18 protein-coding genes are annotated in these 21295 nt (G+C 34.3%); 4 read left to right on the plus strand and 14 right to left on the minus strand.

Annotated features, from left to right (window positions below):
• Entirely contained in the window at nt 1-1677 is a 1677-nt protein-coding gene (locus tag T515_RS16750; RefSeq protein WP_051671686.1) for a DNA polymerase Y family protein, read from the plus strand.
• A gap of 56 nt (nt 1678-1733) precedes the next feature.
• On the opposite strand, the gene T515_RS11790 is transcribed toward T515_RS16750, so the two are convergent.
• Nucleotides 1734-3254, minus strand: coding sequence for a glycosyl hydrolase family 28 protein (locus T515_RS11790; RefSeq protein ID WP_155988368.1), 1521 nt, complete (start codon nt 3252-3254; stop codon nt 1734-1736).
• A gap of 108 nt (nt 3255-3362) precedes the next feature.
• Between T515_RS11790 and T515_RS11795 the strand changes: the two genes are divergently transcribed.
• On the plus strand, nt 3363-4286 hold the full coding sequence (locus tag T515_RS11795; RefSeq protein WP_036611416.1) for an HAD hydrolase family protein: 924 nt from the start codon (nt 3363-3365) through the stop codon (nt 4284-4286).
• Nucleotides 4287-4358: 72 nt separating this feature from the next.
• On the opposite strand, the gene T515_RS11800 is transcribed toward T515_RS11795, so the two are convergent.
• Nucleotides 4359-5930 (minus strand): sulfatase-like hydrolase/transferase, encoded by a 1572-nt coding sequence (locus T515_RS11800; protein ID WP_242839374.1) that lies wholly within the window; start codon nt 5928-5930, stop codon nt 4359-4361.
• A 456-nt stretch (nt 5931-6386) separates the two neighbouring features.
• On the opposite strand from T515_RS11800, the gene T515_RS11805 reads away from it, so the two are divergent.
• Complete coding sequence (locus tag T515_RS11805) at nt 6387-6923, plus strand: HD domain-containing protein (protein ID WP_036611348.1); 537 nt, start codon at nt 6387-6389, stop codon at nt 6921-6923.
• Between the two features lie 27 nt (nt 6924-6950).
• The gene (gene rsmA / locus T515_RS11810) at nt 6951-7817 is read left to right on the plus strand and encodes a 16S rRNA (adenine(1518)-N(6)/adenine(1519)-N(6))-dimethyltransferase RsmA (protein ID WP_036611352.1); all 867 of its coding nucleotides are present in this window, start codon (nt 6951-6953) and stop codon (nt 7815-7817) included.
• Nucleotides 7818-7964: 147 nt separating this feature from the next.
• Here rsmA and T515_RS11815 read toward each other — a convergent pair whose 3' ends face one another.
• The 12 genes from T515_RS11815 to rpmH form a co-directional block, all read right to left on the minus strand.
• The gene (locus tag T515_RS11815; RefSeq protein ID WP_155988369.1) at nt 7965-10436 is read right to left on the minus strand and encodes a hypothetical protein; all 2472 of its coding nucleotides are present in this window, start codon (nt 10434-10436) and stop codon (nt 7965-7967) included.
• The gene (locus T515_RS11820) at nt 10433-10936 is read right to left on the minus strand and encodes a DUF4446 family protein (RefSeq protein ID WP_051671687.1); all 504 of its coding nucleotides are present in this window, start codon (nt 10934-10936) and stop codon (nt 10433-10435) included. Before T515_RS11820 ends, T515_RS11815 begins: the two co-directional genes overlap by 4 nt.
• Nucleotides 10937-10955: 19 nt before the next feature.
• The gene (locus T515_RS11825) at nt 10956-12029 is read right to left on the minus strand and encodes a ParB/RepB/Spo0J family partition protein (protein ID WP_036611359.1); all 1074 of its coding nucleotides are present in this window, start codon (nt 12027-12029) and stop codon (nt 10956-10958) included.
• The gene (locus tag T515_RS11830) at nt 12022-12798 is read right to left on the minus strand and encodes a ParA family protein (protein ID WP_036611361.1); all 777 of its coding nucleotides are present in this window, start codon (nt 12796-12798) and stop codon (nt 12022-12024) included. Before T515_RS11830 ends, T515_RS11825 begins: the two co-directional genes overlap by 8 nt.
• A gap of 404 nt (nt 12799-13202) precedes the next feature.
• Nucleotides 13203-13949 (minus strand): 16S rRNA (guanine(527)-N(7))-methyltransferase RsmG, encoded by a 747-nt coding sequence (gene rsmG / locus T515_RS11835; RefSeq protein ID WP_036611365.1) that lies wholly within the window; start codon nt 13947-13949, stop codon nt 13203-13205.
• A 114-nt stretch (nt 13950-14063) separates the two neighbouring features.
• Nucleotides 14064-15974 carry a tRNA uridine-5-carboxymethylaminomethyl(34) synthesis enzyme MnmG gene (mnmG, locus tag T515_RS11840; protein ID WP_036611368.1) on the minus strand — a complete coding sequence of 637 codons (1911 nt, stop codon included), beginning with the start codon at nt 15972-15974 and terminating at the stop codon, nt 14064-14066.
• 24 nt (nt 15975-15998) lie between these two features.
• Nucleotides 15999-17372 carry a tRNA uridine-5-carboxymethylaminomethyl(34) synthesis GTPase MnmE gene (gene mnmE, locus T515_RS11845; protein ID WP_036611371.1) on the minus strand — a complete coding sequence of 458 codons (1374 nt, stop codon included), beginning with the start codon at nt 17370-17372 and terminating at the stop codon, nt 15999-16001.
• A gap of 253 nt (nt 17373-17625) precedes the next feature.
• Nucleotides 17626-18690: an RNA-binding cell elongation regulator Jag/EloR gene (jag, locus tag T515_RS11850; RefSeq protein ID WP_081832807.1), complete on the minus strand. Its 1065-nt coding sequence runs from the start codon at nt 18688-18690 to the stop codon at nt 17626-17628.
• Nucleotides 18691-18701: 11 nt separating this feature from the next.
• Nucleotides 18702-19928: a YidC/Oxa1 family membrane protein insertase gene (locus tag T515_RS11855; protein WP_081832811.1), complete on the minus strand. Its 1227-nt coding sequence runs from the start codon at nt 19926-19928 to the stop codon at nt 18702-18704.
• A 112-nt stretch (nt 19929-20040) separates the two neighbouring features.
• Nucleotides 20041-20253 carry a membrane protein insertion efficiency factor YidD gene (yidD, locus tag T515_RS17145; protein WP_081832808.1) on the minus strand — a complete coding sequence of 71 codons (213 nt, stop codon included), beginning with the start codon at nt 20251-20253 and terminating at the stop codon, nt 20041-20043.
• A gap of 104 nt (nt 20254-20357) precedes the next feature.
• Entirely contained in the window at nt 20358-20693 is a 336-nt protein-coding gene (rnpA, locus tag T515_RS11860) for a ribonuclease P protein component (protein ID WP_036611376.1), read from the minus strand.
• A gap of 80 nt (nt 20694-20773) precedes the next feature.
• Nucleotides 20774-20917: a 50S ribosomal protein L34 gene (gene rpmH, locus T515_RS11865; protein ID WP_029201227.1), complete on the minus strand. Its 144-nt coding sequence runs from the start codon at nt 20915-20917 to the stop codon at nt 20774-20776.
• Nucleotides 20918-21295: the final 378 nt, after the last annotated feature.

Consider the following 21295-nt stretch of genomic DNA (forward strand, 5'->3'; position numbering starts at 1 on the left):
ATGAATACCATATTTCATATAGATGTTAATTCTGCTTTTCTCAGTTGGACTGCTGTGAAACGTCTTAAAGAGAATCCTGATTCCATAGATTTACGTAAGATTCCTTCAGCTATTGGCGGAAATACCGAAACACGCCACGGAATCATAACCGCAAAATCCATACCGGCCGGAAAATTCGGAATCAAAACTGCCATGCCTGTCATTAAAGCTCTTGAATTATGTCCGGAGCTTGTTCTGGCACAATCTGATTTTGAAACTTACAGAATGTATTCAAGAGCATTTATTGACATTCTGAGAAAGTATTCACCGGTTGTGGAACAGGTATCCATAGATGAGGCTTTTCTGGATTTGACAGGCATGGAACAATCCATAAAATCAGTAATATTTCAACAGATTGTGGCGGGAACATTATCGGAAAGAGACAAAACATTAGGCCCCCTTTCCCAATCTGAATGTATGGAACTAATCCGATTGCTGGAGGGTTTTATTTCACTTGATGAATTCGGATTGATATCTTCAATTCATGAAGTTACCTGCAATTCTCATGAGGATCCATGTTATAAGTACATTAATTCAGATAAACGTGAAACACTTTTCCACATTTTAAACAGTAACTGTGCACACAGAGTTGATTTGTTTAAATTATTGCCATTTCCTTTAAATGCTGCTGTACTCATCAAGGATGAAATCCGTGACACTTTGGGTTTTACGGTAAATGTAGGCATTTCCCTTAATAAACTCCTGGCTAAAATGGGTTCTGATCTTGAAAAACCTGATAAAATCCACACTTTATATCCTTCAGAGATTTCTGCAAAGATGTGGAGTCTTCCTATAGGCTCTCTTTTCGGATGCGGTGGAAAAACCGCTGCAAAGCTTGAAAAGATCGGTGTACACACTATCGGAGATGCTGCAAAGATGGATCCGGAAGTATTGACTGCTGTCCTTGGCCAAAACGCAGGACTTTATATTCACAACTCAGCCAATGGTCATAACTACAGTTCTGTTTCGGATGAGATTGATGAAGCTAAAAGTATTTCCAATGAGTTGACTACTCCTCATGACATAGATACCGGTAACCTTGAAACAGATGGTCTAAAGATTCTTAGGCAACTGGCAGAACAGGTTTCACGTAGATTAAAAAAACATGGATTATATGCCGGAACCATTGGATTTACAGTAAAAACAGATGATTTTAAACGTCGTTCCATACAAAAAAAATTAATTGATTCAACAAATGACGAGAATAAAATCTACGATGCAGCTATGGATTTGATGTATGAACTTTTACTGGGAACCGATTCAAACCATAATTCTGCCATTAACACGGATTCTCCTGCAATGTCCAAAGAATCATCCACAAGCAGTGTTGACGAATTGCCGGATATGAAGTTTGATTCAATTAATCGTGATTTATCTATCCCTGCTTCTAAGTCAGGGCTGTTTGGCATGGGGTATAAAATCAGACTTATGTGCATATCCACTGCAAATTTCGATCATGGTGAATACAGACAAATGACATTTGATGATCTGATAAAGCATTCCGCAGAATTGGAAAAGGAAAAGCTTTTATCAAGAAAGCTTATGGAAAAAAAGAAGAAACTAAATGATTTATCCGAATCCCTGAGACGTAAATTCGGTGATTCTATTGTAAAAAAAGGATTATTAAGTGATAAATAAAAGATGACTGAATTGAGATGTGCCCTCTAATCAGTCATCTTATTTGATTCTATCTTTTACAGATACGTACTTATTCTATTCATATTTACGTTAGAGCAATTCTGAACCACTATATTTGACCTGTTATATATACCTACCCGGTCAAAATATATATTTGAAATCAATTCAGGTTCATCAAAACCGATTATTTCTATGGCATTACAGCTCTTTTTCTTTTTATCTTCATCAAGATATCTTCCGCTGATCATTACATTACTGAATCTGCAATCTGTAAACTCAGGCTTATCATTTGCTGCCTCACCATCATCATTATAATTCACTGAATGCATCAAGATTCTAGAGAATTTGGAATCCCTGATATTTATGTTTCTGACATGGCCGCCTCTTTTTTTCGTAGCCTTAATCTCAAAACCATTGGAACTGTCAGTCATATCACAGTCCCAAATATTTACATTATCTATTCCGCCTGAAATCTCGGATCCTATGACTATTCCATGTCCAAACTTACTTATGCAGTCAAATATATTTATATTTTTTGTGGGAATGTTTATAACATTTCCCTCCGGATTCTTTCCTGATTTTATGGCTATGGCATCATCACCTGTATTAAATTCACATGCAAATATAGTGCAGTCATGGCTTGAATCAGGATCCCATCCGTCACCGTTCCACACATCCTCGGAATAAAAACTGCAATGATCCGTAACAACATCCTGACTGTATATCATATGAACGTTCCATGATGCACCATACTTTAAATTCAGTCCGGAAATCCTTACATTCTTTGAGTTGGAAATATTAATCAGCCTGGGTCTTGCTCTTCCCGGTAATGTTTCCTCCTTCTCATATTCACTTAGATTAAGACTGCCTGTATCAATATGTTTCTTTTCCTCTTCTATAATCCTCTCTGCAAGCTTTCTGCCTCCGCTTTCAATGGTTCCTTTTCCATGAATTATCACATTCTCACAGTTAATATCGGATGAATGATCCATAGTACCCATATTTATGAGGCTTGAATAGCACATCATTTCGATTCCTTCAAATCTGCTTGGAATCTTCGGAAGATAATCTCTTGGATTTTCTGTCCCTCTAAGAACAGCTCCTTTTTCAATATAAATGTCTATATTCCCATGAAGATGTAAAGCTCCGGTCAGATATATTCCTCCGGGGATATAAATCCGGTCCTTTGGGCCCGCTTCATCGATAGCCATCTGAAACGCCTTGGTATTCATGGTCTTGCCATCCCCGACAGCCTTATATGGTTCTTTGGTAATATCTATTATTTTCTTTTCCTTCGAAGTAACAAAGGATACCTTGTCAATCTTTACCGCTCTTGCTGATTTCTTTTTTATCGTGTACTCAACCTTTACTCTGTATTTATGGTTGGACTTAAGTTTTTTTATTGTGAAATGTGTCCTGTCGGTTTTACCACATTCCTTACCATCCAGGTACACGGTGTAGCTAAGTTCATCTGTCAGTTCAACCGGTTTATACCAGTATATCGTAGCTGTATCTGATGTAACCAATGTATAAAGCTTGTTTTCCTTCATTTTGTCACCTCTATAGGCATTCTTCATACTTTTATTTTCCGCAAAACGATGATATCATACTACAGATTCTTTGCCAAAATATTTGTTTTGACTGTACTTTTTAATATTTGTTTTTTTCAGCTTCATACTTATCTTATGATTAAAATTATTTTTTTTGATATAGATGGAACCCTCAGACCCTTTGAAACAGGCGCCATTTCAAAATCCACTCAGGCAGCTGTAAAAAAAGCCCATGATGCAGGAATCATCACTGCTATTGCCACAGGTAGACATTGGCTTGAAATAAAAAATGAAAATCTCATTGAGGGTATGCGATTTGATGCATTTGTTACTTTGGACGGTGAATACTGCTATGTTCTTGATAAAGAAATGGTAGATTATGCGGTTAATCGAAATGAGCATTACTTACATCATGAACATTACATATTTGATTCTTCTGAATCAGAAAAGCCAATTTGCTATTTTGATCCTTTAAACGGGACCTGCGTGCAAAAAATAGAGATAGCTCCGGACCAGATAGAAACTGTTCTTAATCTTTGTAATGAGCACTCCTACTCCTGTCTTTTCGAGGAGGAAAGGCTGATTTATGCCAACACTGTAACCCATGAACTTCTGAAGGTTCTTCAGGATATCAAATCAAATCAGCCTCCTGTACTGGATACCCGACGGGCTTTAAAAAATCCGGTATATATGCTTATTCCTGTTATGAGTCTTGAAGATTCAATAGAACTTGAAAAAAAGGTTCCGGGCTGTCAACTTGTACGCTGGTCAGATGGTCTCAGCTTCGATCTTACAAAAAAAGGTATCACCAAGGTTTCCGGTATTGATGCCATACTAAAGCATTATGGCATCGCATTATCTGAATGTGCTGCCATAGGTGACGGATGGAATGATGTTGATATGTTAAATCACTGTGGTCTTGGCATTGCTATGGGCAACGCAAAACCTGAATGTAAATCCGTTGCAGACTATATATGTCCTCATATTCTTGATGATGGTATCAATGATGCTATAGACTACATCATTAACTACAATGAAACACATAATTATATTCTTTAATACTTTTAGCTTAAATTCTATTTTATAAATCTACATAACTATATTTTTGCATATAAAAATGAGAGTACCTTATCACGTACTCTCATTTTTTGTTTCAGATTCAGCTTTTGTTTTTTTCTCTTTTTCTTTTAACTCTTTTGCTTCCTTTGATTCAAATGCCGCACTCTTATCGATCTGTCCAAACTCTATCATCAGATCAGATTTTTTCTCAAGTTCATTTTTCTCAAATTCTCTTCCAAACTTCTCAGATAAAGTCTTTTCACAGGAAAACAGATTAGTACCCAATCCCAGTCGGTCTCCCTCTATAGTTACTCCCATGGCAGCCAGGGTTGTGGGAAAATCATCAAAGGTAGTGTAGTCTCTTCTTACATTTATCTTTGGACTGACAGATGAATTGATATATGCTGTATATACAGTTCTTTCATATTCATTCGGTACACTATTGCAGAAATCGTGATCCATTGTCGGATGATCTCCACTTATAACAATGGTTGTATTTTCAAACCAGTCCTGAACCTTACACCAGTCAACAAACTCTTTCACCTGTCTGGATGCACAGTTATAGACATTGGCATACTGATCATCAAAATTTTTCTGACATATTTCGCATACATATCCATCAGGGAAATGTGTATCAACTGTCAGAAGGGTAAGATTAAAAGGTTCTGATTTCTGTGAAAGCCTCGTAAGCTCCTCTTTTGCATACTCATAAAGCTTTCTGTCTTCAAATCCCCAGTTTACCCAGTATGAAGGATCAAACTTATGCTGTTTTTTCCAATAGCTGTAATCTTTTATCTCATAGTTTCCATGACTATTGAAATATAACTTCCTTCCTCCGAAATAACCAACTGATCCCAATAGGAATTCCTGGTTATACCCCTCTTTATGAAGAATATCTCCAAGAGTGATAATACCGGGGAAAAAACTGCTTTGGGAATCCATTGCATTTTTGTCTATGGATATTTTCAACGGTAATCCCGATGTTTGTGCAAACAGTGCACCCATTGTCCACGTTGCGCCCGGCATTGCATATCCACCGTTCAGCCTGGATTCTTCACCTGAAAAATCTTCATTCTCCTCTGCCAGTCTTGTTAGCTCTGGAATGACATTATCTTTAAATGCTCCCCCTGACTTTTCATCAGCAAATGTAATTTCTGTTGACTCAAGGTAAATATATATCAGATTCTTTTTCTTTTCCGGAAACTCTATTTTCACATCTTTCGGATCTACATAATTATCATCTATAAAGCTTGATTTCTCAAATTGTGATACAAGATAGTTTCCCAGATCCAAATCATCCCAAGCATTGATCACGGTAAATCCTGTGGTAAAAAATGCACTTACAAATGAAAGCATCAGCGCATAACCATAGGCTTTTTTCTTCCTGTAAGTTATAAATACAGCTATGACTATAAGAGATACCAGGGCTGCAGGTACAGTACAGTGCATAAGATATTCTTTCACCATTACAGTACTTGTTCCCTGTAGTGGAGCCACAATATGGTATATTATCTCATCAACGGTGAGTTCTGACCATGTCGCCAACAGCCATTTAACACTGAACATAATCAGTGTTGAGAGAAATACCAATATGACAGCCAAAACAGTCTCTATCCTTATCATTACCGCTTTATTCTTTTTCAAAATTTTTTTCATAAACTATTTCTAACCAGTGATGCCTCTCCTTTATGAATTATTATAATCTGTTTTGATTGTTCTAAGATGACAGAATAACTAATGCCAGGTTAAAGAGGCATTACTATATACATTACATTGACCCTGATTAGTTTAGACATATTTTATTTTCCTATCAATATACATATTTTCTAATAAATCCAAATATTTCCTCTTCATTTTTCAAAATATTTAATATTTTTTCTTTTCTGGATTTTATCTATACTTCTTTTCCTTTGATTCTTATTAAATATTCTAAATTTTTTCCGAAATGCTTTGATTATAGATTGAAACTGCTATTCTCTTGTTTTATATTCTTATTGCTTGAATTTATGTAATTTCTTGTTTATTATTGTTACTTTGTTGTTTATTTTCGGTCTTCGGATTTCACGGCTAAGACCGATGTTTTTTTCTATAGGACTATCTATGACATTAACAACTGATGAATTATGTTTTGTTGAAAAGTATAAACATATTACACTTAATGATGAATATTTGAAGCTTAAATCTGTTCCAAGACACGGAAGCACCAATACCTTTGATCATTCCGTTCGTGTTGCCATTATGGCATCCTCTTTATCAAGATACATGCATATTGATCCTGAATGTGCTGCCAGAGTCGGTCTTCTTCATGATTTCTGTCTTGTTGATTATCATAAGGATGATAAAGAAGTTCATAATGGTCGCTGGTACTGTTTTTACCATCCTGAGGATGCGGTGATAAATTCCGAGAATGAAGGTTTTTATCTCTCTGATATTGAAAAGAAGGCAATATGGAGTCATATGTTTCCTCTTTCCACCTGCATACCCACCTCACGATTGGGATATCTCCTCACCTTCTGTGATAAGGTTGTTGCAACACAGGAATCCTTCGCCAATATACCTGAAGGTTTCTGCCGACTAATACCTGTTGTTAATAAAATGCGATTACAGGCTATAAATGCCATAACACGTAAAAACTGAATTATATAATTATTATTTTAGAGGTATATGAGTAAATTAATTAATCCACAGGAAACCATTAAAGTCATTCAGAGCAATGACTTCAAATTTCAAAAACGCTTTGGTCAGAACTTTTTAATAGATGAGGGTGTTCTTTCTAATATTATTTCCAGCTCTTCCATTACCAAGGATGATTGTGTTCTTGAGATTGGCCCCGGAATTGGTACCATGACACAGGCTCTGGCTGAAGCCGCAGGACATGTAATTGCTGTCGAAATCGATGCAAATCTAATTCCTATTTTACAGGATACTTTGAAAGATTATTCCAATGTGACTGTAATTCATTCTGATGTTCTCAAACTGGATCTTAATGAATTGATTGAAAATTATAACAGTGGTAAACCAATCAAGGTTGTTGCCAATCTTCCATACTACATTACAACCCCTATTATCATGGGTCTGTTTGAAAGTGAAGCTCCTTTATATTCTATTACAGTAATGGTGCAAAAAGAAGTTGCTGACCGCATGCAGTCCGGACCGGGTACTAAAGATTATGGTGCTCTTTCACTTGCTGTACAGTATTACTCTGATCCATATATAGTACAGCTTGTACCGCCAAATTGCTTTATTCCTCGTCCTAACGTAGGCTCTGCTGTTATCCGCCTTACAAGACATGCCGAATCACCTGTTAAAGTAATCAACGATAAGTGGATGTTTAAACTTATCAAAGCTGCTTTCGGTCAAAGACGAAAAACCCTGTTAAATTCTCTTTTTTCAGGTGCATCTGTTCCAAAAGACGATACTTTATCTGCCCTTCACAATATGAATTTAAGCGATACTGTTCGAGGTGAGGCATTGACTCTTGAACAATTTGCGATTTTGTCTGATCTTTTAATCGCGAATGCTTCTGATTAATTTATTAAACAGGAACAGCTATTCAAACCTGTCACTCAATTCCTTAAGTTAATTCTCAATAACTTTTGCGATACGGTTAAAAAAATAAGAACATGGATACAGTCTTTTAAAGTCTTGTATCCATGTTCTTTACTTTATACTTTTTCTTTATCTTGGTATTATTGCTACAAACTCATTATTATTTTTCTTGAATAATTCCTCTGCATCTTCTCTTCCAACTATAGTCTCAATCTGATTTTGAGTATTAACCATAGTTATATTGAACTGATCATATCCTATTATCAGGTTAATATTTTCATTCAAAAAAGCAATAAGAGGATATCCCTTATTCAAATAATATAAAGCTGAATTCATATCCATACCCGATGCATTTAAAATGATATAATCCTGATATTCATTTAGGGTTCCCAAATTATCAATCAGAGGCATAATATCATACATCTTTTCATTATATTTTTTTAATTTGACTATGGTATTTTTATTAGCTCTATTCCAAAGTATCTCTCCGTTTTCATTTGTTACATAACCATAATCATCATAGATGAGTTCATAAGCCTGTTTTAAATTTAGAGTTTTTCCTCTGTAATGTCCCAAAGAGTATGCGTAGAAAAGCGGTGTTTTGGATTCTTTGGAGGTAATATTCAAATCAATTGTTGATGCACGTTCTACCGAGAACTTCTTTGGTGCATAACTCTTTAATGATTTATTTCCTTTTTCCTTTACATCAATGTACCAGACTTTTCCCAAAGTACTGCTGTTATAATTTGAAAGTCCGGCTGCCTCATCATCATTTTTTTTGTTTGATATAATAGTTTCATTTCCTTCAGACTTATATCCGCCGGTTGAGTTAATTGATATCTTATCAAATTGAATTCTTAGTCCGCTTACCGAAACATTTGTGAAATACAGTCCTTCTTTTGAATAATTTGTCTTTTCTTCCGAATCAGGACCTACAATATGTATCTCACTTATTGGTATATCATGTTCCATAGTGTAGTTTTCAGACATTTCAGGTTCTATGATTCCATATATCAGGTCACTCTGATTAAAACCCAGCACCCTCTTATAAGATGAACTCTTTGTTATATCTATTGCTTTATTCGTCTCCAGGTCTAAAAGAGTTATTTTTTTTGAATGATACATATCTTCCGATTCGGGATCCTGATAAGCTACATATCGATGTGTGTTTGAGCTGATTAGCTCCGTTTCTTCCAATCCTGATACTATAGTTATTACCTCAAAACTGCTTGTATCAATACCATATACATTTCTTTCATAGTATATATAAAGCATCTTTTCATTTGAAAGATATGATAATTTTTCCATATCCTCTTTTATTTTTTCAAATGTCTCAGGCATTGCTATAAAGAAATTCTCAATTACTGTCTCGCTTCCTTTATCGTAAGTATAATAAACGACTCCACATTTTCCTTCGTGTCTTCCCCTGTTTATATATCCATATATCAGGAAATCTACATTACCATTATCATCTACATTAAGTATTTTTAAATCATGCTGTCCGTAATTCGATCTGACATCATCAATTTTTGATCTGTAACTGAATATATTTATTACCTTTGCATCTTTTTCCTGATCCAATAACCAAAGTTCTTTATTAGATTTGAACGCTATATACTGGCCATTCTCAGATTTGGATACTTTTATGTCCTCAGCATTGCCGATTCCCAATGTCAGTTTTTTATTTGCATAACTTCCTTCATTTCCTTCATAGATTTCATGGGTTCTTCTATCGAAGTTCATTATATATATTCTGCTTGGATCATATCTCAGAACAAAATTATCTTCATTTAGAAATCTTTTTTCTTCTCCGTTTTCATCTGTCATTTTAGTCTCGTATGAAATCTGTATTTCACTCATTACACCATCAAATTCTTTTAAAGTCATATAATAGTGTTCCGATGGTTCCATTCCGGTACTTCCCCAGGTTATCTGATTGAAACTATTATGAAGATTTACATGAGCAAGTGTTGTATTATCAGCTATTTCTGTCGTTTCCAGATAAGAAGCAATGGATTTTGCCTCATTTTTATCAAATGTGGCAGATGTAAAACCAAGTGCAAGTTTTTCCATATCCTTTGTATAGTCATGATCAGTCCATAATATCCTGGTATAGTAATTTAAGGATTCTTCTCCTGTATCAAGAGTTATCTTAAGAATATACTCCTGCTCTTTTTTTATAAGATTCTGTATAGGTAATACAATATTTGTATTTCCGTTTGTTCTATCTATACTCGTCACCGTACCATTTTCAATCAGATGGTTTAAATCAAGGGATCTGATCTCATATTTTGCTGACATGACCATGTTATCATATTCCTGAACTATAAGCTCAAGTTTACGGTCTTCGGGCAGCACAGTTATCATATCTCTTTCGTTATTATTACCCATTTCCTGGATATATGCATGCATAGGATTAAGCATATACTCATTTTCCTTTACATACATTACAGGTAAAGCTGGTTCATCCATTGAGCTGTAAACCTCATTTGAATGTTCCATTGAAGAATAGGAAATAAAAAAATAAATAAGAAGAGCAGCAATAAATATGCCGCTCATGATAGTAATTCGTTTTATTTTGTTTATCGTTTGTTTTTTCACTTTTGTTCTTTCTCTCTATATCCTAAAGCCTGTTCCAATGCCAGCCTTTCTTCGGCTCCCAACTCAACTTCTGTTGTTCCGGCATCTACGTCCTTTATGTATAAAAAACAACCTTCTCTGGAATGTACAGAATTAATAACAAAACCGGTATTTGTATAATCAAGTAATGCAATAGCAAATGACATATTTCCGCCCATTCCACCGAATGCATTATATTTTATCAAACCGAACTTCTGAAATGATGCTCTGATATTTTTATTCAGAATCCTCATTACCTCTTTATTCTTACTATCCTCTTCTATCAAAACGTTAACCTGATTCTGCAGGTCAATAAAAAAATCCTGTAGTGTTCTGGCATTTTTACCTCTCATGAAGTAATCATACTGTCTATACAGTTTCTTATATCTTACGTTTGCATTCACGGAAATTGCCAATGCGATCACTCCGACCAGCAATGCTGCAGAGGATATCACAAGTAGAATTAATTCAGTATCAAACATTTCAATAAACTCCCTTATTTTACTGATTTCTAACAGAATTAAGAATCATATAGATACGATCTAATTCATCCTGTGAATAATATTCTATTTCCAATTTACCTTTATCTTTATTTTTAGGAACAATAGATACCTTAGTTCCTAAATTTGCCTTTAGCTTATTTTCTATATCTTTATATATTATTTTTAATCTTTTTAATTCTTCTGCTTCAGGTGATGAGTTATTATTCTTCTTTTCCTTTGATAATTTATCAAGTCTCACGAGATTTTCTATTTCACGAACAGAAAGATTCTCTTTTGCACACCTCAGAGCTATCTTTTTTCTAAGTTCGTCATCATCAATTGCCAAAAGAGCTCTCGCATGTCCCTGTGTTATAAGACCTTCTCTGAGTATATCCAAGATCTCATCATCCAATTTTAACAGACGAAGGCTATTTGTAATTGTAGTTCTGTTCTTAGAAACTCTTGAAGCAACCTGCTCCTGTGTCATCCCATAATCATCTATCAAAGACTGATATGCCAGAGCTTCTTCCACCGGATTGAGATCATCTCTCTGGATGTTCTCAATTATTGACATTTCACGACTTGTTTTCTCATCAACATTCTTTATGACAACCGGTATTTCAGTGAGTCCTGCAAGTCTTGCAGCTCTCCATCTTCTTTCACCTGCTACAATGTCATAAAATGCACCATTTTCCTTTACAACGATTGGAGAAATAACTCCATACTCTCTGATGGAATCTGCCAGTTCCTGTAATTTTGTTTCATCAAAATCCTTTCTTGGCTGATTTTTATCCGGTTGGATTCTGCTTAATTTTATTAATATTGATCCATCACCTTCTATATTTAATTCTTCATTATTTTCGTCATCATTTTTAATATTATCTATAGCAGAATCTTCTTTATCTAATTCATCTGTAGCGACTTCATATTCACCAAAATGATTAGTTATATTTTTTGTATGCACATTATCTTGTCTGCCATCAGCAATTGTCTCGGCGACTGTTTTAAAACTCTTTGGTTTTTTTACTTCTGTCCCGGTATTTCCAAATATAGCTCCCAATCCTTTTCCGAGTCCATGTTCCTGCTTAGCCATAAATTGCGTCTCCCTTACTCATTACTTCTGCCGCTAATTTTCTATAACTGTCTGCTCCACTAGAGGATGAATCATATTGTGTTATCGGTAAACCATGACTAGGCGCTTCTGCCAGTCGTACATTTCTTGGTATCAGTGTCTCATATATATTTCCATCAAAATACTGTTTTACTGTTTCCACTACCTGCTGTGATAATTTATTTCTGCCATCATACATGGTTAATACTATGCCTTCTATAACTAAATCAGGATTTAAGCCCTGTTTAACTATTGAAATTGTATTTAAAACCTGATTCAAACCCTCCAATGCATAATATTCACACTGTATGGGTATAATTACAGAGCTTGCAGCACTCAAAGCATTTACTGTAATTGTTCCCAGACTCGGGGGACAATCAATCAGTATATAATCGTATTTTTCAATACAATCTGAAAGAAGACTTTTTAAAATCAAGTTCTTATTATCCTGATCTGCAAATTCCACTTCTACGGCAGCTAAATTCATATCCGCCGGAATGAGATCCATGTTTTCAATTACATCCATGAGAATTGCTTCCTCAATTTCGCATTCCCCTGTCAATACACGGTAAATAGTATTATTGACATCTTCTCTTCCTATTCCAAATCCACTTGTAGCATTTCCCTGGGGATCAAAGTCTACTAATAAAACCCTTTGATTTGCCTCAGCAAGCGTAGCTGCCAGATTTATAGCAGTTGTAGTTTTTCCTACTCCACCCTTTTGATTAGTGATTGCAATTATTCTCCCCATATTTCTCCCAATTTAATACCTAGTGATAATTAATCTACTGATTGCCTTGACTTTAAACATAGTTTAAAGCCGCCTACATATATAATATATTATATTTTACATGATTTGTGATTCAAAATGTGAGAATGTTTCACGTGAAACATCAGAATAGTAATTATTATAGAATATAATTTTAGCAACGATATTTTACTTCATTGTACTTACAGTGTCAATTTATGCTGATAATAATATATATCAATTTATTAAATTGTTTATTATTTCAAAAAGAAGACTCAGCGACTGAGTCTTCTTTTTATTAAAACTTATATATGATTAGTAAAATAAAACATCTTTACATGTATAGATCTATAATAATATGAATAATTAGATTTATTAGTATTTGATACTACACTTTTCATATCACTTTATAAAGGAGATTTTGAAGGAGTACCTGCTTTTCTTGGATAATTTTTTCCTGTATTCTTTATCTTCCTAATAAATATTATTGATCTTTCAGATATATCATCTGTTAAAACAAAGTGGATCTGATTTTCTACTTTACCACCTAAAATCTTTATTGCCTTCTCTGCTTGATTTAACTCCTCTTCTATTTTCCCGGACTTGTATGCTATAAAATAACCGTTTAACTTTACAAAAGGCAAATCATATTCTGTAAGTGTCGATAAATTTGCAACTGCCCTAGAAGTAGAAAAATCAAATTTCTCTCTGAACTTTGGATCATGTGCTAAATCCTCTGCTCTTCCATGAACCAATTCTATTTTATCCAGCTTAAGTTCCTTAATCACATCTTCTATAAAATTCAATCTTTTCTTTAATGAATCAGATAAAACAATATTTAAATCAGGGAATAAGATTTTTAAAACCAAACCTGGAAATCCTGCTCCTGTACCTACATCTATCAAAAACTTATCCTTCAAAAATGAGTTATTGATTCTATTTCCTTCTAATTCCATATTGTAAATGCACATAGAATCTATGAAGTGTTTAACAATCACATCATGTTCTTCTGTGATTGCTGTTAAATTCATCACTTTATTTTTTTCTACAAGCATTATATAAAACTTATATAACTGTTCAATCATTAAGTCATTAAGTTCTAAATTAATTTTATTAGCATTCAAAATCAGATCATTTCTAAAACTTTCAGTCATATTAATTTCTCTCCTTTATATAATATATTTCCTATAAAAATTTACTCTTACCTATAATATCCTCCGTAATGTTTCACGTGAAACATTACGGAGGATATTATAGTATAATTTATATTATTTTTCACTTCTATGTTTATAAGATTCAATATAAACCAGCAATACACTTATATCAGCCGGACTGACACCACTGATTCTACTTGCCATTCCAACATTTTCAGGCTTAATTCTTGATAGTTTTTGACGTGCCTCTAAGCGTAGATTCGAAATAGAATTATAATCAATGTCTGAAGGAATCTTCTTATTCTCAAGTTTTTTAAAAGCTTCAACCTGAGACAACTGTCTTTTAATATAACCTTCATATTTTATTTCGATTCCAACCTCTTCTCTGACATTATAAGGTAACTCAGGTCTATCCATATCAATTTCTTTAATTATCTCATAATCAAGTTCAGGTCTTTTTATAAGTTCGGCTAATGAAATACCGGAATTCAATGGATTTGAATTATGTTCTACTAAGAATCTATTTACATAATCACTATTGCCAATAAAAGTATTCTTAAGACGAATAACTTCCTTTTTGATCATTTCAATCTTATTACAAGTATCTTCATATTCGGTATCTGAAACAAGACCTACCTTATGCCCTATTTCACGAAGTCTTATATCAGCATTATCTTGTCTAAGTAATAAACGATATTCCGATCTGCTGGTCATCATACGGTATGGTTCAAAATTCTCTTTGGTAACAAGATCATCTATTAAAACACCTATATAAGCTTGTGATCTATCAAGAATTACAGGATCTTTATCCTTTAATTTCATTGCTGCATTTATACCGGCCATCAATCCCTGAACAGCAGCTTCCTCATAACCAGATGACCCATTAAACTGACCTGCAGCAAATAGACCATCAATATTCATAAACTCAAGATTAGACTTTAGTTGTGTCGCATCAATACAATCATATTCAATTGCATATGCATTTCTTACAATATGGACGTTTTCAAACCCATCCATAGAATGATACATAGCATACTGTACATCTTCCGGCATAGAACTAGACATTCCACTCAGATACATTTCATTAGTATATAATCCTTCGGGTTCGATAAATATTTGATGACGTTCCTTATCAGGAAATTTCATTACCTTATCTTCTATCGAAGGACAGTATCTTGGTCCTACACCCTCAATAGAACCATTAAACATAGGAGATCTGTCTATATTACTTCTTATAATGTCATGTGTCTTTTCATTTGTATAAACAAGCCAGCAATCAACCTGCTCTTTTTGTACAGACTCGAACTTAGTCGAAAATGAGAATGGAATAACCGGAACATCGCCCTTTTGAACCTCAAACTTAGAAAAATCCAAAGTACGTTTATCTACTCGCGCAGGAGTTCCTGTTTTAAATCTGAACATACGTACGCCGTTATTTTTTAAGGAGTCTGTTAAATGCGTTGCAGCTCTTAAACCATTAGGTCCGGTATATTCTATTAAATCTCCAGTTAAACATCTTGAATTTAAGTAAACACCGGTACAAAGAACTACTGCCCCAGCATGATATATTGCTCCGGAAGTAGTTTTTACACCTTTAATTTTCTTAGAGGCATTTCCATCCATGAAATCCTCCGTTAAAATCTCAGATACTTCTGCCTGTCTTATAGTAAGATGAGGCTGATTTTCAAGAGTTCTTCGCATTTCTCTGGTGTAGGACTGTTTATCGGCCTGAGCTCTTAAACTATGAACAGCAGGACCTTTAGACTTATTAAGCATTTTTGACTGGATAAAAGTTTTATCAATATTTTTACCCATCTCTCCGCCCAAAGCATCAAGCTCTCTTACAAGATGACCTTTTGAACTGCCTCCTATATTGGGATTACAGGGCATAAGTGCAATACTATCCACACTGACAGTAAAAATAATAGTATCAAGACCAAGACGCGCACATGCAAGCGCTGCTTCACATCCTGCATGACCGGCACCAACTATAGCAACATCATAAGATTCTTCAACAAAAGCCATATTTTAAACTCCTAAAAACAGACATTATTTACCCATACAAAATTTTGAGAAAATTTCATTAATAAGATCTTCAGAAACTTCTTCACCTAAAATATAACCCAGCTCTTCATATGCAAGCATTAGATCAATAGTATAAAAATCCTCAGACATATCAGCTTTAATTGAATTTAAAACTTCATGAAGAGCTGAATTAGCTTTTATAAGACAATTCTTATGTCTCAAATTGGTTATGATAATCTGATCATTAAAATTTATCTTACTGCTGAAAAACATAGAAGTAATTTCAGATTCAAGCTTATCTATACCATAATTATTCTTTGCGCTGATAGGAATTACAGTCTTATGTGTCAAAGCTTCCAGTTCATTTTGGACAATAACCTGATTCAGATCACTTTTATTTAACAAAACAATCGTATTTTTTTCTTTAATTCTTGAAATAATTCTATAATCCGAATCATCAAGTGGAATTGAAGAATCAACAACATAGATAATCAAATCAGCATTATCAGCTGCATCCAAAGCTCTTTCTACACCAATTTTTTCTACAGTATCGTCAGTTTCTCTAATACCTGCAGTATCAACAATCGTTAAGCTTATACCTTTTAAATTAATATGTTCTTCAAGTGTATCTCTTGTCGTACCTGCAATATCAGTCACTATTGCTCTCTCACTGCCCACAAGTATATTTAATAAGGAAGATTTACCTGCATTCGGTTTTCCCAATATAACAGTTCTTATACCTTCTTTTAACATTTTGCCATCATCAGAAGAAGAAATAAGATAATCAATCTCACCTATAATATCTGTTACATGTTTAAGCAAAACATTTTTAAATCCATCAAGACTGATATGCTCAGGATCATCAAGTGCAGCCTCAATAAAAGCATCATCCTCTAAAATTTGTGATCTGAATTTCTTAATTTTATCAGAGACAGAACCCCTTATCTGATTTACAGAAGCCTTTAAAGCAAAATCGTTCTCTGAACTGATAATATCACCAACTGCTTCAGCTTCTGAAAGATCAATACGACCATTAAGAAAAGCTCTTTTAGTAAACTCACCGGGTTCCGCAAGACGTGCCCCATTCAAAACAGCCACTTCCAGAATCTTCTGCATCATCAAAACCCCGCCGTGGCAGTCGATTTCTACAGTATTCTCCCCTGTAAATGATTTAGGAGCAAGCATGGTCATTACAAGGACTTCATCCAATGGTTCCCCATCTTTATAAACAAATCCATATTTGATTCTATGACTCTCAGAAATATCTACATCATTTCCGCTTTTTGATTTGATAAACTTTGATGCTATATCAACAGCTTCAGAACCACTAATTCTAATAATACCTATACCTGATTCTACTGCAGCTGTTGCAAGTGCACAAATTGTGTCATTTATCATCTTTTTTCTCCATTTAGTCAATTACAACGGTATTTTATTCACATTTAGTAATGTTATAAATTCCATTACTATACTTTTGGAAAGAGTTTATCCACATACTTAAAAACTCAACTAATTCTAATAGTACCGCATATTAATTGCAAGTATTTCATATAGCTCACTAATAATCTTATAAAAAAATAACCCTTAATGCATCAACATTAAGGGTTATCCACAATATTCAGAAAATCTGTCGTTAAATGTGGAAATCTGTTTATTCAGTAATTTCTACATCATTGTTCGCATGTGAATTATTCTGATACTCTCTTCGTGAAGAATCTTTTGAAAAGTTTCTTCTGTCACGTTTTTTCATAAAAATAATCACATGTCTGAATGGCTCCTCACCTTCTGACTTGGTCGTAACGAATCTGTCATTTTGAAGGGCACTGTGTATTATACGTCTCTCATAAGGATTCATAGGTTCAAGAGCAACTGCCTTACGTGTTCTTCTTACCTTATAAGCGATATTTCTGGCAAGGTTTCTTAAAGTAGCTTCACGTCTTGAACGGTAATCTTCTGTATCAAGCTTAATACGAATATAATCTTCTTTGTGATTCTTGTTCACAACAAGTGAAGTAAGGTACTGAAGAGAATCAAGAGTCTGACCTCTTTTTCCTATAAGCACACCCATATCAGAACCTACAAGATTAATCAATAGTTCATTTGTATCATGATCAAATTCAGATTTGGTTTCAACAACCATATTCATACCGCTTAATACATTGGTAATGAACTGTTCAGCATCATGAATTGCATTTTCAGCATCTTCATTTGAAATAGGCTTAATTTCATGCTGATACTTTGTATCATCCTTTATTTCATCATTAGAGTTTGAATTAATATCTCTGCTAATCTGTTTATCCTGCTTACGAATCTTCTTTTCTCTGTCATTTCGTATATGTTTATCTTTCTTGTCAGTTGACGAAGAATTATTCTTAGAGGATAAATCCTTTTCTTCGAAAGAACTTTTATCATCTTTCTTATCAGTTGATGATTTTAAATTACTATTTTCAGTCTTCTTACCGGAGTTAGCTGCAACTGAACCTGTTTTAGCCTTAATTTTATCAATATCAGCTTCAAGTTTCTTAATTTCATTCTCAGAAGATGATTCTTTAATAGAAGCTTCAATCAACCAGGGCTTGGCACCAATACCAAATAAACCGGATTTACCTTCTGCTATAACACGATAATTCAGTCTGTCAGAGGTGATACCAAGCTGAATCAAGGCCTTGGTAATAGCTTCATCTTTAGTTTTTGCTGAAACTCTAATATTATCCATAATCTACCTCTTTACTTGTTCTTCTTTTCTGTTTTTTCATTGTAAAGACGAACCATATTCGCTTTGGAAGCCAAAGAACCCGGAGCAGCATTATTGTTATAATAATCAGTGGATTCCTTTGTTTTTACACTCTGCTTAGCGATTACTTCCATACGATTATTCTCTGTAACCTCTGCTCTTTCCTTTGCAGCTTTTATACGATTTTCAACAGACTTCTCATCAATCGGAGGTAATCCCTTCTTAGCACGCTTTGCATTAGCCTTTGCAAGAGACATTTCTATCATTTCCTTATCAGATATTTTCTTAAAATAACTGTTAAGGAATATCTGCTGTAAAATCATAACTCCGGAAGAAGCACACCAGTATAAACCGATACCTGATGCAAAGGTAAAACAGAACCATACAGACATAAGTGGCATCATAAGATTCATACTCTTCATCATCTGTGCAGACTGATCATTACCTTCTGCCATAGCCTGATTTGTGCTGGACATGAGCTTGGTACTTAGATACTGAAAAACTCCGGCTAAAATAGGAATAATCCAATAAACATTTGGTACAAACCCCATAGAACTTGGTGCTGTAGAAAGGTTAATTCCTAAGAAATTATTGATTTTCTCAGCCTGAGAAGCAGCCAATGCAATCTTATCGGAAGCATCAGGAAATGTAATAGCAAGACTATCCCACTGAGCAGGATTAAGTTTATAAAGAAAATCGATGATCAGATTTGAAATCTGTTCTGCAGTGTATGTTGAATTTTCACCAACACCAAGATTATTCAGCTGTTTTAAAATTGATTCAAGCTTATTACTTGTACCGAAATCAACCAACTTCTGAGCTGCAGATGATCCTCCGATAGCGTTTAATACATTTTCATAAATTGTATAAACAGAAGGAACATAAGCAGGAATATTCATTATGATACGATAAAGTGCAAAAATGATCGGCATCTGAAGTAAAAGAGGTAAACATCCGCTTGTCATGGATGTACCGTACTTTTCATAAAGTGCCTTCATCTCTTCCTGTTGTGCCATCATAGATGCATTATCAGTTTTATTTTTATACTTTTCCTGAATAGCCTTCATCTCTGGCTGCATAAGCTGCATCATTCGAGATGATTTCTGCTGACGAAAACTTGTTGGGAAAAGAATGATTCTCATCACAATAGTAAATATAATGATGGCAAGACCTATATTTCCGATTCCAACATATTCAAGGGAATTATAAATTGTATTCATAATTGCACCAAGAACGCTTACTATCAAATTCCATACAGGACCAAGAATCGGAAGGGCCGATGTATTTTTCGTTAACAATATTAAATTTAAAGTGTCCAAGGATTACCTCCGGTTAAGGAACAGGATCATAACCGCCTTTTGACCAAGGATTACATCTAAGGATGCGCCAGGTGGCCAACAATGTACCTTTAATACAACCATACTTTTTTATTGCCTCAATGGCGTATTGAGAACATGTAGGAGTATACTTACAGTGAGCACCAATATAGGGTGAGATACCTTTTTGATAACATCTAATTAAAAAAATCATCAATTTAGATATCATAACCATCCTTTCACTATTTCTAATCAAATCTAATAAAATAAATATAATAAGAAAATAAACTCAATATTGACTCACTTCAATTCAAAAAATACGATTAATATCGTTTATATCAAGATATGATGCCTGTCTAAAAGATTGTTATATTGCAAATCCAACTGCTTATAATCGCAAAAATTTGCTTTTGAACGAATAACTACGATGATGTCTACACCCTTTTTTATTTTATAGTCATTTAATCTGAAGATCTCTCTCATTTTTCGTGCAAAAGTATGTCTGACTACAGAATTTCCTATCTTCTTTGAACAGGAAATACCTATCCTGTTATATTTAAGGCCATTATCCATAATATACATTACAAGAGCACCTGTGGCATGAGACTTACCATTTTTGTAGGTAATCTGAAAATCCTTATTCTTTTTAACAGAAGGAAAACGCTTCATTTTTCAAACCCCACATTCTTAATTTTAACATGAAAAAAGACCGCTGATAAAAAGCGGTCTCAATCATAATTCACTAATTATTATACTGTTAATGCTGCTCTACCTTTTGCTCTTCTGGCAGCCAGTACCTTTCTTCCGCCTGCTGTAGCCATTCTTGCTCTAAATCCATGAACCTTGGCTCTCTGTCTTGTCTTAGGCTGTAATGTCATCTTTCCCTTATGCATACTGACACCTCCTTTTCTGATAATCTTTCAGGACTCCATTGATTTTTAGTTTTCAATGTTGGACTCCTTAATAGCCCTTAGTCCTGAAGTATCTCCAGATCTAGGGTAAACATCGTTTGTATATTATAAAGAAGGACTTATTTTTCGTCAATGAATTTTTTTGTAATTTTATCAACATTTTTATGCACATTTCCACAGTATAGACATTAATCCACATTATGTGCACAAGTATGTGGATAAGTGGATACATTGTTTATAACAAATCTCTATTTACCGTGTTTTTATGGATAAATACTGTGGAAAACATCATGTGTATTACACTTATCCACACCCAAGATTGAATTTTTATCCACACTCTGTTATACTTTATTTTGTGAT

This window comes from Oribacterium sp. P6A1 (assembly GCF_000702885.1).
Classification (GTDB): Bacteria; Bacillota; Clostridia; order Lachnospirales; family Lachnospiraceae; genus Oribacterium.